General features: G+C 32.7%; 13 protein-coding genes. 6 read left to right on the top strand and 7 right to left on the bottom strand.

Translation table 11 applies throughout. The features are described from left to right. Positions 1 to 30: 30 nt before the first annotated feature. From J0383_RS14595 to lptB, 4 genes are all read left to right on the top strand, one after another. Positions 31 to 996, top strand: a complete 966-nt coding sequence (locus J0383_RS14595) for a KpsF/GutQ family sugar-phosphate isomerase (protein WP_207294742.1) — start codon at positions 31 to 33, stop codon at positions 994 to 996. Continuing rightward, positions 996 to 1,811 (top strand): twin-arginine translocase subunit TatC, encoded by an 816-nt coding sequence (tatC, locus tag J0383_RS14590; RefSeq protein ID WP_207294741.1) that lies wholly within the window; start codon positions 996 to 998, stop codon positions 1,809 to 1,811. The genes J0383_RS14595 and tatC overlap by 1 nt, the downstream gene beginning before the upstream one ends. Further along, entirely contained in the window at positions 1,804 to 2,157 is a 354-nt protein-coding gene (locus J0383_RS14585; RefSeq protein ID WP_207294740.1) for a carboxymuconolactone decarboxylase family protein, read from the top strand. Before tatC ends, J0383_RS14585 begins: the two co-directional genes overlap by 8 nt. Positions 2,158 to 2,315: 158 nt before the next feature. Continuing rightward, positions 2,316 to 3,056 (top strand): LPS export ABC transporter ATP-binding protein, encoded by a 741-nt coding sequence (gene lptB, locus J0383_RS14580; protein WP_111379889.1) that lies wholly within the window; start codon positions 2,316 to 2,318, stop codon positions 3,054 to 3,056. An 80-nt stretch (positions 3,057 to 3,136) separates the two neighbouring features. Here lptB and J0383_RS14575 read toward each other — a convergent pair whose 3' ends face one another. Further along, complete coding sequence (locus tag J0383_RS14575; RefSeq protein ID WP_207294739.1) at positions 3,137 to 3,991, bottom strand: glycoside hydrolase family 25 protein; 855 nt, start codon at positions 3,989 to 3,991, stop codon at positions 3,137 to 3,139. A gap of 12 nt (positions 3,992 to 4,003) precedes the next feature. Continuing rightward, the gene (locus J0383_RS14570) at positions 4,004 to 4,714 is read right to left on the bottom strand and encodes a CDP-alcohol phosphatidyltransferase family protein (protein WP_207294738.1); all 711 of its coding nucleotides are present in this window, start codon (positions 4,712 to 4,714) and stop codon (positions 4,004 to 4,006) included. A 241-nt stretch (positions 4,715 to 4,955) separates the two neighbouring features. On the opposite strand from J0383_RS14570, the gene J0383_RS14565 reads away from it, so the two are divergent. Both J0383_RS14565 and J0383_RS14560 read left to right on the top strand, forming a co-directional pair. Further along, a complete protein-coding gene (locus J0383_RS14565) occupies positions 4,956 to 6,023 on the top strand; it encodes a putative type IX sorting system protein PorV2 (RefSeq protein WP_449536194.1) in 1,068 nt (355 codons plus the stop codon). Between the two features lie 36 nt (positions 6,024 to 6,059). After that, positions 6,060 to 7,196, top strand: coding sequence for a lipoprotein N-acyltransferase Lnb domain-containing protein (locus tag J0383_RS14560; protein WP_207294737.1), 1,137 nt, complete (start codon positions 6,060 to 6,062; stop codon positions 7,194 to 7,196). A gap of 1 nt (position 7,197) precedes the next feature. Here the strand turns inward: J0383_RS14560 and J0383_RS14555 are convergent, their stop codons facing one another. The 5 genes from J0383_RS14555 to J0383_RS14535 all read right to left on the bottom strand — a co-directional run bounded on the left by J0383_RS14555 (position 7,198) and on the right by J0383_RS14535 (position 13,225). Next, entirely contained in the window at positions 7,198 to 8,592 is a 1,395-nt protein-coding gene (locus tag J0383_RS14555) for a sugar transferase (RefSeq protein ID WP_207294736.1), read from the bottom strand. A 61-nt stretch (positions 8,593 to 8,653) separates the two neighbouring features. Then, positions 8,654 to 9,997 carry an O-antigen ligase family protein gene (locus J0383_RS14550; RefSeq protein ID WP_207294735.1) on the bottom strand — a complete coding sequence of 448 codons (1,344 nt, stop codon included), beginning with the start codon at positions 9,995 to 9,997 and terminating at the stop codon, positions 8,654 to 8,656. After that, entirely contained in the window at positions 9,994 to 11,097 is a 1,104-nt protein-coding gene (locus J0383_RS14545) for a glycosyltransferase (RefSeq protein ID WP_207294734.1), read from the bottom strand. Before J0383_RS14545 ends, J0383_RS14550 begins: the two co-directional genes overlap by 4 nt. Continuing rightward, positions 11,094 to 12,218, bottom strand: a complete 1,125-nt coding sequence (locus J0383_RS14540) for a glycosyltransferase (protein WP_317196709.1) — start codon at positions 12,216 to 12,218, stop codon at positions 11,094 to 11,096. The genes J0383_RS14545 and J0383_RS14540 overlap by 4 nt, the downstream gene beginning before the upstream one ends. A 2-nt stretch (positions 12,219 to 12,220) precedes the next feature. Beyond that, on the bottom strand, positions 12,221 to 13,225 hold the full coding sequence (locus J0383_RS14535) for a hypothetical protein (RefSeq protein ID WP_207294733.1): 1,005 nt from the start codon (positions 13,223 to 13,225) through the stop codon (positions 12,221 to 12,223). Positions 13,226 to 13,246 lie beyond the last annotated feature (21 nt).

The raw sequence follows: 13,246 nt of genomic DNA, 5'->3' as shown, positions 1-13,246 counted from the left end.
TTTATACATACAAATTTTAAATATTCTGTTTTGATTACAAAAGAAAATATACTGGCAATCGCCAAAAAAACAATACTCTCTGAAAGTGAAGCAATTACAAAGTTAATTGATTTTCTGGACGAAAATTTCTTCGAAGCCGTACAGCGTATTTATGAAACCAAAGGTCGTTTAATCGTTACAGGAATAGGAAAAAGTGCCATCATTGCTCAAAAAATGGTTGCCACTTTTAATTCAACCGGAACTCCATCCATGTTTCTTCATGCTTCAGAAGCGATTCATGGTGACTTGGGAATGATTCAAAACGAAGACATCATCATCTGCATCTCAAAAAGCGGTAACAGTCCCGAAATTAAAGTTTTGGTTCCGTTATTAAAACGCTTTGGAAATACTCTAATTGGAATGACTGGAAACATTACTTCGTTTCTGGCAAAAGGTTCTGATTATGTTTTAAATACTACTGTCGACATGGAAGCCTGTCCCATTAATCTGGCACCAACGAACAGTACTACCGCTCAACTTGTTATGGGAGATGCACTTGCAGTCTGCCTAATGGAAATGCGTGATTTTAAACCCGAAGATTTTGCCGTTTATCATCCGGGAGGCGCTTTAGGAAAAAAACTATTGCTTCGTGTAAAAGACATGATTGAGCATTCATTAAAACCAATGGTAACACCTGAAACTTCTATCAAAAAAGCAATTTTTGAAATTTCAGAAAAACGATTAGGCGTTACTGCAGTAATTGAAGACAATAAAATCGTAGGTATTATTACTGATGGAGACATTAGAAGAATGCTGAACGATCGCGATACTATTGCTGATTTAACAGCAAAAGACATTATGAGCAAAAACCCAAAAGTGGTTTCATCTGAAACAATGGCGGTTGATGCTTTAAATATTTTAGAAGATTTCTCTATTACGCAACTTATTGTTGCTGACGAAGGAGAATATAAAGGAGTTTTACATTTACATGACATTTTAAAAGAAGGAATCGTATAATGGCAAAGAAAAACCTTGGCGAGATGTCATTTTTGGATCATCTTGAAGAATTAAGATGGTTATTGGTTAGAAGTACACTTGCAACATGCATTATGGCATTTGTTACGTATTTTATTAGTGATTATTTATTTGATCAAATTATTTTAGGTCCTATTCGACCAACATTCTTTACGTATGTTTGGTTTTGTGATTTATCACATCAGTTAGGATTTGCTGACAGCATTTGTATTACCGAACTGAATTTCATCATTCAGAATACTGAAATGGAAGGTCAGGTAAATATTTTCGTATGGATGTGTCTTTTGGCAGGTTTCATCTTGAGTTTCCCCTATATTTTATGGGAAATCTGGAAATTTATCAGTCCGGCACTTTATGAGAAAGAAAGAAAAAATGCTAAATTATTCATTTTCGTTTCTTCTTTGCTTTTCTTTTTAGGAGTAATTTTTGGGTATTTTGTAGTAATTCCGATGTCGGTAAACTTCGTTGCCACTTTCTCTGTGAGTGATGTCGTAAAAAACCAATTCACACTCGAATCCTACATGGGAATGGTAAAAACAAGTATTTTAGGAAGTGCTATCTTCTTTGAACTACCAATTGCCATTTATTTCTTAACCAAATTAGGATTAGTAACTCCTGAGTTTTTAAGAAAGTACTGGAAATATGCGGTTGTAATCATTTTAATCATTGCCGCAATTGTAACACCACCAGATGTTGTAAGCCAAACTATTGTAGCAATCCCAATGTTAATTATCTACGAAGTCAGTATTTTGATTTCGAAGATTGTTTATAAAAATAAATTAAAAGAAAATGTCTGATATAATTCAAGAATTTAACGACTATCGTTCTAAAATGAACGAAAAACTACTTGCTGACAATAACAAAATTGTAAAGCGAATTTTTAACCTTGACACTAATGCTTACGCAGAAGGCGCTCTTGACGTAAAAACAAAAGAACTTTTAGGTTTAGTTGCATCAACTGTTTTAAGATGTGACGACTGTGTAAAATATCATTTAGAAACAAGTTACAAAGAAGGTGTTTCTAAAGAAGAAATGATGGAAGCAATGGGAATCGCAACTCTGGTTGGAGGAACAATTGTAATTCCACATTTAAGAAGAGCTTATGAATTTTGGGAAGCTCTTGAAGAACAGGGAAGTAATTAGAAAATAAAATAATTAGTCAATTAGATAATTTCTTGACAATATGTTAAATCATTTATCTTGTTGACTTATTTTCACTTATTTTGCCCATACGAGATACAATTATCTCATTATCAAATTGACACATTATCTAATTTTAAGATATTATCTAATTGAACTAAATGAAGCTAAGAGCCGATAATTTAATCAAAACATATAAAGGACGCAGTGTTGTAAAGGGAATTTCCGTGGAAGTGAATCAAGGCGAAATTGTGGGACTTTTGGGTCCAAATGGTGCTGGAAAAACAACTTCTTTTTACATGATTGTAGGATTGGTAAAACCAAATCAGGGAAATATTTTTCTTGACGATTTGAATATTACTGATTATCCAATGTACAAACGTGCACAGCAAGGAATTGGCTATTTGGCGCAAGAAGCTTCGGTTTTTAGAAAACTAAGTATTGAAGATAATATCCTAAGTGTTTTACAATTGACTAAACTTTCTAAAGAAGAGCAGATTGCAAAAATGGAAAGTTTAATTGAAGAATTCAGTTTAGAACACATTCGTACCAACCGAGGCGATTTACTTTCAGGAGGTGAACGTCGTCGTACTGAAATTGCACGTGCATTAGCAACCGACCCAAAATTCATTTTATTAGATGAGCCTTTTGCGGGAGTTGACCCTGTTGCGGTTGAGGATATTCAGCGAATTGTGGCGCAGTTAAAAAATAAAAACATCGGAATCTTAATTACAGATCACAACGTTCAGGAAACATTAGCAATTACCGATAAAACATACTTAATGTTCGAAGGCGGGATTCTTAAAGCAGGAGTTCCAGAAGAATTGGTTGAAGATGAAATGGTACGCCGTGTGTATCTTGGTCAAAACTTTGAGCTTCGTAAGAAAAAATTGGAATTTTAAAGTATTTCAGTCTCAGTTTTCAGTCGCAGTAGGCACTGAATACTGAGACTGAATACTGTCACTGAGACTGCGACTTAAAACTACTCTACAGTAATAAACTGCAGCTGTTCTATATCTCCATTATAAATATTCACATCTACACGATGTTTAATTCCCGGCAGAGATGCTTTTTCTGTAAACTGCCAAAAAAGCCAATCATCTTCGATTTTTTCTCTGTAGAAGTTATAATTGGCAATCCAGAATAAATATTCCCCAAATTCTTCTTTTAAGAAATCTGAATAATATCTTTCTCCTGAATAAATAATCGGACGAACCTGGTAATGTTTTTCGACTTTGGTCAGCCAGCGTTTTAATCCTTTTTTCAAACTGTCTAAAGACTGATTTTTGGGTAATTTTTCAATATCTAAAACTGGCGGAAGATCTCCTTTTCTAAGTTTTACCGTTTTAATAAAAAGATCGGCTTGTTCTATTGAATTTTCGTTTGGACGGTAATAATGATAAGCACCGCGTATGATTTTATTTTCCTTCGCTCCTTCCCAATTACGTTTAAATTGTCGGTCTACACGATCATTTCCGGCCGTAGCACGAATAAAGACAAATTGAACTGGATATTTTTCGTCCAGAATTTCTACTTCATCCCAATCTACTTTTCCTTGAAATTCAGACACGTCAATTCCAACTACTTTTCCTTTATGATTTTCAAGTACGCGAATATTTCGAACATCCGAAAGATGTTTATCAACCTCATTTTCATCTAAAACTTTATTCGTTTTAAATCCGAGATAATAAGCCAGTCCGGCGCGATAATGATAAATCGTTCCAATGAAAGCCACTAATAATAATGAAAATACAATAAAGCGGATCACTTTACTGAAAAAAGATCTCGACTGTGGTTTTCGGGAATAAGAAGTTCGTCTTGTGGTTTTTCTTGCCATTGGATTAAAAAACTACTTTTTCAGAAACATATTGTTTATGATAGACAACAATACATAAAAAATAATTATTAGAGGAACGGCCCCAAAATGAAATAGTAAAAGCAAAACAAAAGAAATGGCTAAAAACACAATCTGAAGCACATTATCTTTCACATTGAACTTTTTAATTTTTAATGCAAAAAGCGGAATTTCAGCATTTAAAACAAAAGCACTGCATAATGTAATTACTAATAAAATCCATTGATTGGTTAAGATTTCCAGAAGCATTAACGAATCTGAAAACTTTAAAACCAAAGGAAGACTCAATATAAAGAGAGAATTAGCAGGTGTTGGCAACCCAATAAAAGAATCGGTCTGACGTGTATCGATATTAAAATTTGCCAGACGATAACAAGATCCCAATGTAACGATGAATCCTAAAAATGGAATAAAATCATTTGTTCCTAATTCGTGTGCACTGTTAGTAAACATGGTATACATTACATACCCTGGAGCAACACCACTTGTTACCATATCGGCCAAAGAATCTAACTGAAGCCCAAGCGGACTGGAAACTTTAAATAATCGGGCGAAAAAACCATCAAAAAAATCAAAGAAAATCCCAAGACAAACCATATAAAAAGCCATTTCATAATCGGCTTTTGAAATAAAAACAATAGCTACACAGCCACAAAAAAGATTGATTAATGTAATTAGGTTTGGAATGTGTTTTTTGATATTCATGGTTTGATTTTGATAAATTATGAATGACAAATTTCGCATAAAATATGATGACATTTACACAAATCGTATAAATAGTTTGCACTAGCACATAAATTATTTACATCTGGATTATAAGTTACTGGTTAATTGATTTTAGTATTAAACTTTCGCAATATTTATTAAAAGGAAGAATTAGATGAGTAAAATATTATATTTTTGATGGAATTTTAAAAACAGACTTTAGTCTGCAAAAAACTAACTTTTGAAGAAACTTTTAGCGTTTTCGTTATTTTTGATTTTTACTGCACAGTACGCACAAACTGTTCGAAAATACTCGAATGAGTTTATGAATATTGGTGTCGATGCAGCTGCATTAGGAATGTCGAGCGCTGTTACTGCTTCTACAAACGATGTTAATTCTGTTTATTGGAATCCCGCTGGTTTGACCAATCTTGAAGACCATCAGCTTTCGTTAATGCATGCCAGTTATTTTGCCAATATTGCCCAATATGATTTTATAGGCTATGCAAGTCCAATTGACGATCGAAGCGCTTGGGGAATTTCGATGATTCGTTTTGGTGTCGATGACATCATGGATACAACACAGTTAATCGACAATCAAGGAAATATTGATTACACCCGAATCCGATTGTTTTCGACAGCTGATTACGGTTTTACTTTTTCATACGCCAGAAAACTGCCAATAGAAGGATTTCAATACGGAGTAAACGCAAAAATTATCCGCAGGGTTATTGGTAAATTTGCCAATTCATGGGGATTTGGTTTTGATGTTGGACTTCAATTCGATCACAATGACTGGAAATTCGGATTAATGCTTCGAGATATTACTACAACGTATAATGTTTGGAATATTGATGAAGAAGAATATGCAAAGATTGCGAATGCTATTCCGGTAGAAAACAACGAATTACCTGAAAGCACCGAAATTACATTGCCAAAAGCACAACTGGGAGTTTCTAGAAAATTTGAATTCCACAACGATTATAGTCTTTTAGCAGCGTCCAATTTAAATATGCGTTTTGAACAGACTAATGATATTATTTCGTCTAAAGTCGTAAGCATAGATCCTGCCATTGGCTTTGAATTTGGCTATACTGATCTGGTATTTTTAAGAGCAGGCGCCGGAAATTTTCAAAATGTAATGCAGCTCGACAATACCGAGAAATTGAGTTTTCAGCCTAATATTGGATTAGGTTTTAAATACAAAGGCATTCAGGTTGATTATGCTTTAACAGATTTAGGAAACCAAAGTGCGGCTTTGTATTCGAATATTTTTTCGATAAAAGTCGATTTGGGTATTTTTAGATAATAATTACAGAAGCGTTACACTTCAAAATTTCAAATTATGAAAAAAGTCATTTTACAAAAAACACTTTTTTGTTTACTATTACTAAGTTTTACGCTGGGTTTCAGTCAAAGTATTCCTTTATCAAAATATGCTAAAATCAGTGTAATAACCTGCGGATTAGGTAATGAAACGTATTCTTATTTTGGACACACTGCTATTCGCGTAGCTGATCCTATTAATAATCTTGACGTTGTTTATAATTATGGCGCATTTGATTTCAGCACACCAAATTTTGTTGCCAAATTTGCAAAAGGCGACTTACAATATTTTGTAGTTGTTCATTCTTTTGCCGATTTTATAAATGATTATACTTCTGAAAAAAGAAGTGTTTTTGAACAGGAATTGCTTCTTTCCCAAGATTTAAAACAGAAGCTTTTTGATAAATTAAATGCTGTTCTTTTATCTGAAGAACGTTATTACACTTATAAATTCATTGACAAAAATTGTACTTCAATGGTTGTTGATGTGATTAATTCGACTTTAAACGGAAATGTAATTGTAAAAACTGTGGATACTGACAAAACCTATCGCTCTATTTTATTTCCGTATTTTAAAGGTCATTTTTACGATCAGTTAGGAACGAGTATTATTTTCGGAACTAAAGTTGACCAAATGGGAACTCGAATTTTTCTGCCTTTTGAATTGAAGAAAAGTTTAGAAGAAACCACTTTTCAAGGCCATCTTTTAGCAGGAGAAAGCAAAACATTATTAAGTTTTGAAAAAGAAACCCCAACATCATTTTGGAATAATATTTATACGTATCTTTTTATCTTAGGATTTGTAGTTTTGGCACATAACAAAATCGTAGATAAAATCTATCTTTTGATTTTATCTTTAATGGGATTCTTTTTTGTTGGAGTTGGATTTTATTCTTTCCACCAAGAACTGGCGATGAATTACAACGTACTTTTATTTAGTCCGTTATTGTTGATTTTAATTATTCTTTCTCTTATAAAGAACAAAAAATGGACTTACAGATTCGCCGTATTACACTTAATGTTCTTAATTGTGTACAGCTTGTTTATGATTAATAAAGCGCACTTTTTTATTGTGCTGCCAATGATTATTACAAGTGGTTTTGTTTTGGTGAGAGTTATCATTAGAAACAAAAAACCTATTCCAATAATTATATAATTTATTGTCCTCTGTAAAATAAAACGGTAGTAATCGTTTTAAAAGTAATGCTTAAGTCGAGAAAAACACTTCGGTGTTTGATGTAGTAAAGATCGTATTGGAGTTTTATCAAACTTTCTTCAATCGATTCTCCGTATGAATAATTAACTTGTGCCCAACCGGTAAGTCCTGGTTTTATTACATGACGCGTTTCATAAAAAGGCATTATTCTAGCGATTTCTTCCACAAAAAATGGTCTTTCGGGTCTTGGTCCAATTACGGCCATATCGCCTTTTAAAACATTAAAAAACTGAGGTAGTTCGTCTATTCTTGATTTACGCATAAATTTTCCAAATGGTGTAATGCGCCGGTCATCTGAAGTAGCAAAAACAGCCCCGTTCGTTTCCGAAGCTTTAATCATGGTTCTGAATTTATAAATCTTGAAAATTACACCATTCTGCCCAACACGATCCTGTGTATAAAACAAACTTCCTCTATTTCCTAAAAGATTTCCCAGAAAAATAAACGGAATAAACAAAATACAGATTAAAAGTCCCGTGAAAGAAAAAACCAATTCTATAAAACGTATTAAAAACAAATACAGTTTATTATTGTTGCTTCGGCTGAAGGGGAAAAAACGATAAAAATCTCTTGCGATGTATTGAACTGGAATACGTTGTGTTTTGCTTTCGTAAACCTGAGTATATTCACGAATTACATTTCCTGATTCTAATAGATGTAATAATTGCTGATATAGATCGGCAGTAATACCATCTGTTTTTTTGGAAGCAATTACAATTTCGGCTACATTATTTTCAAATACGTAATTCTCTAAATCTTCTTTTTTGATTTCTTTTACGTAATGAAATCCTGCGTCTACTTCAGAATTTGAATCGGAATTAACAAAACCTATTATTTTGTAATTGGGATCGACATTTTCAAGTCCAAGTACTAATTCTTCTACTTGATCTTTATCGCAGATTAAAATCACATTTTGAAAAAAACGATGCGAAGCCAGAAAGAAAGCATAAAAAAAACGCCATAATAATATTATTCCCGATATCGTCAGATAAAATATTAAAATGGTCAAACGCTGTTTAGGAAGTTCTGGTGATAAAACAGGTGTAAGAAGGTATATAAGTATCGTAGTTGAGACAGCAAGGATAACACTTTTAAGAATTTGCAGCTGATTACTAGCCACCTGTAAATTGTACATTTCGAAAATTGTAGCAAAAATGCAAAAATACCCCACAAATATAAAAGGCCTGTAAATTGTATCGTTGTTAAAGGCGAAATATTGGTACTCGAAAAGTATATTCAAAAAATACAATGCCAACAGCACAAAGAAAACATCAAAAGCAACAAGCAATACTTTTCGTTCTGAGATTTCGAAATGCATTTTATTTTTTGAACGCATATATTTTTAGATTTAATGGGCTTAACTAGAAGCAAAAATATTATAAAAAACAGAAATTAATCTATTGGTTTGGCTCTTTTTCGGGATTTTTCATTTGAACAGACAACAGACATAATGCATAAACAAAGGCTGGCGCAGCCGTTCGCATGGCGGCATGGTTTATCGTTAACAGCCAAAAAGCAAAACAGGACAAGAAATACAAATGCTGTCGGTTATTAATGTATAAAATTAAAGGAGTTATAAATAGTATAAGTAGACCAAAAAGACCAAAAATTCCATGTTCACTTAGCATTCTGGTTATTTCATTGTGCGAAGCTACTTCTTCTCCTAAAAGTTTTATTCTTCGGTATTTACTTAAACCTGCACCTACTCCCATAACAGGTTCTTCTAGAAACAATTTTATTTCTGCATCCATAATTTCCTCCCTTCCCCCTAGTCGGTCTTTTTTGTCTCTACCTAACGCGTCTTTATTAGCATAACGTTTTTCAATAAGTCCGTTTGTCTGCATAGACGAATAAGTCCATATCCCGACAACCATCAAACCTGTTAAAATAAAAACATAACTAAATTTGACTTTCCCTTTTGTATTAGACAAGCGATACAATATAACCAGCAGGCAAAGAATCATAACAATAGCCGTTAAAATCCCGCCTCGTGAAAATGTTACAACACCTCTATAACTCATAAATACAAATAAACCGCCGTTTATCAGCATTTCAATTTTGTTTTTGGAAAACAAAATAAGCTGTGTAAAAAATATAAACATTCCTAATCCTAAAATGGTCGAAACCTGATTAGGTCCAAATCCTCCAGATGTTTCAAAATTAGATTGTGTTCCAGTAACTACATCTTTTACACTTGGCGTATATAAAAATAAATATACAGTAGTCGTAATAACAGGAAGTCCCATTGCTAAAAAGATATTCTGAAGCTGCGAAAATGAGATTCTCCGATTAAAAGTATAAATAGAGCAAAAAGCAAGGCAGACGGGACCTGATAAATTAAACACTAATACTTTTTTTAAATCTATAACAAAATCTGCTTGGCCAATTGCCATTAAAACTCCCGGTATAAGTAAAATCAAAAAAACAATGTAAATGAAAATATTACTCGAAAAGTTGCTGTACACCATACCGACAAGCATAAAAAAGATAGCCATAAATTTGACATATTCATTATTCAAATTTCCGCCTGTCATTCGAAGAAAAACCTCAACTCCCACTAAATAAGCTGCTACTATTAAAACTTCATTGTTTTTATTTCTGGTTTTGTAAACCACATAAAAACCCACCACAACAATTAACAGCGCATATAATTTAGATAGCAATGGCAATACAAAAACTGCCAAGGCAATTAATGCATGAAAAATTATTAGAAAATTATACGAGATTTTGGCGTTCTTCATTTATGAGAATTATTGTCGGCAAAATTAGGCAAAGATTTTATCCATAAAACATATTCTTGTATAATAGATTGCTCGCTGTAATTTAATTCAACAAATTTATGGAGATTCACTCCTTTTGCCTGTCTTTCATCAACATGAGTAATTAATCTTTCAACAGCACTGCTGAATTCGGAAAGATTATCTGACTCTGTAATTATTCCGTGATGATGAGAAGTGATGACTTTCTTTATTTCGCCTACATGGGTTGCCACAACCGGAAGTTTATATAACCCATATTCTAAAACAGCTAACGGAAGTCCTTCTGATAATGACGGAAGCACAGCAATATCACATTGTTTTAAAACTTGTCCAACATTATTGATACTTCCATAAAAGAAAATAGAATCCTGAAGTTTCAGTTTTTCTATTTTTTGAAATAATTGTGCTGAATAAGAATCTTTAAAATCTTTTCCAAATAAATGAAAACTCCAATCGGGAAATTTATCTCTAATTATAGATGCTGTTTCAATCAGCAATTTGTGGTTTTTCTGTGGACGTAAATTGGCGACACACACAATTCTTTTTCCGTCAATGCCATTTAACTTTATTTCTTCTTCCGAATCATTAAAATCACTTATAAAATTGGGAAAGTAAACAACATTAGAACTCCACAAATAAGAAACTGCCCAGTTTTTTAATGCATCGTTTACAGATATTATACCGCTGAAAAACAAAGAACTGATTTTTAAACTTGTACTTTTTCTTTGTTTTAAATCTTGACTGATTCCGTAATGGTCATGCCAGATTATTTTAATTTTCAGCAGTGTCAGTTTTACTAAAACCGCTGTAAAAAAAGAAGAACTGTGGGCATGAATAACATTTACTTTATTCTCTTTTAAATATTTACGCAATCTAAAAACAGCCGAAAGATCTATTTTCCCTTTTTTATTTAAAAACAAATAGGAAACATTTTTATTAAGCTGAGATAAAAGAAGTCCCTCTTTTCTTGTTGTCACAAGACCCGAAAACTCAATTGTATTAGCAAGTGCATTGGCGTAATTAACCGCCATTTTTTCGGCTCCGCCCGCTTCAAGTGAATCTATTATCTGAACTATTCTCATTTTGACAGCAAGTTTTTTATTTCGGCTTCAAAAATATCTGTTGTGTATTTTTGCGACCAGTTTAATGCTGCATTGCTTTTTGCAGAAAAATCGTCTTCATTGGATAACAAACCTTGAATGGTTTGAAAATCTTTTTCAAGATCCATTTCTAATAAAATTCCTCTTTTTCCATAATCAAGCATAAAAGGAACGCAGGATACTTTTGTGGCTAATGGGACAGATCCCCAAAACATACCTTCTGCTATTGCTTTTGGCCAGCCTTCGCTTTTAGATGGCAAAATTACAAACTGGCTTTTTTTATAGGCTTCTTTCAGGATTTCTTTATTGTTGTTTCCTTTTAAAACAATATGATTTTCAAGTTTATTAGTTTGAATGTAATTTTCAAGAGAATTTCTTTCAGAACCTTCTCCGTACAAATTCAAACTAACATTGTTTCCTTCTTCTAAAAGTTTTTGAATTAATTTTACAGCGTACATCGGGTTTTTACCTGAAACTAAACTTCCCACAAAAATAAATTTCACACCAGAGTCAAGAGAATCTTTTTGAATATTTTCTTTCTCTGAACTTGAATAAGTAGCGGTAAAAAAAGGTTTAATATTAGCTGAATTTCCATTCCATTCACCATATACTAAAACCTGCATATTTCTGGTCAAAAAAGTATTGTTCAAAATATATTTCTGCAGTTTGTACGTCCAAGGCTGTGCACTTTTCGGATCCCAATTGCCGGCATATTTTGCTGTTTTGGTTTTTCGGGGAAAGAAAATTTGAACAAAACACCCAATTAACCCCATATTTCCAGGACAACGCAAATGAATATGATCGGCATTTTGCATGGCACGAAATATTTTCCAGATGATCGACGGCAATTTAAAAACGGAACTCAGAATATTACCGAAAGTCGTCAGATTAAAATCCGGTACGTTTCTAAAATCAATTTTACTGTGTTTATAAGGAATATCTATTTCGGTTAATTCGATTTTTAATGGCGCCACGATAATTACTTCATCGACATATTTAAACCAAATATTCATTTCCTGAACATAAGGCGCATACGCTAAATATTCATTTTTATCATGAACATGAGCAACATGGGTTATTATGGCGAATTTGATCGATTTCAAGGCTAACTATTATTTTCAACAATAGATAAAATTCTTTTGAAATAATTTTTAGGGTGCAGATATTCTCCGCTCCAGATTAAATTATTTTCGCCCATTTCAAGGTATTTTTTATCTTCTAAAAGATAATCAATTTTTTCAGGCAATTCTAGATAAGCATTTCTGCTGCTTAGTCTTTCGTAATGTATATGCTCTTTAAAATGATCTACAGCGATGTTAAGCGGAGTTGAGACTACTGCTTTTCCAAATAATAAATATTCCCCAATTTTCCAGCCTGGAGTATCTTTAAGTCCGTCATCTGCTATGCAGATATTATAATTACTCAGCATATTGAAGTAATTATTTTTATTAGAATGCTTTGAATCTAATATTAAATCTGGTGCCAATTCATCAGCTAGTTTATCCGCAAATAAACCTACAGAAGCATTTTTATATGTTTTTTTTAAGATCCGGCAGGCATTAATTCTAAAATCATTTTGATTTCTTCTGCGTTCTTTTTCATCTGCATCATTATGATTATCAGGATTCCATAATCTGGTATGAAATATTATATTGCCACCAAAATCTTGTACTTTTTTAGGATATCGTTTTACATCTAAAACGGCATGCGAGGAGTTGGTAAATAAAGAAAGTCTGTCGAATGCTCTTATTACTTCTGTTCTGCTTTTTTTATGAAACAGAAGATCGGATTTTAAATTCAGTACTAACAAATGACTTTTATAGGCCATTGGAATATTAAAATTTAAAGGATGTATATTTTTTGTGTAGTCTTCTTCTCGAAGTGATCTTTTAAAATAATAATCATACAATTCAGCCGAATCTATAAATCCGGGATCATCAGAATAATCAAAAAAAGCCGTTTTGCCGTTTACATGTAAGATTACTCCATTATGCTGAACGGTTTCATTCTGAATTATTTTAACTTCTATTTTTTGTTCTTTACAAAAATAGAAATACGAATATATAAGCTGGGTTAAATGATGTGTCCAGGTTGATAATTCTATTGTCATAATTACTTTCTTAAATTTACT

Origin of the sequence: Flavobacterium endoglycinae (assembly GCF_017352115.1) — a bacterium.
Lineage (GTDB): Bacteria > Bacteroidota > Bacteroidia > Flavobacteriales > Flavobacteriaceae > Flavobacterium > Flavobacterium endoglycinae.
Note: the sequence above shows the minus strand (reverse complement) of the source record. Positions and strands in the feature narration are given on the sequence as shown.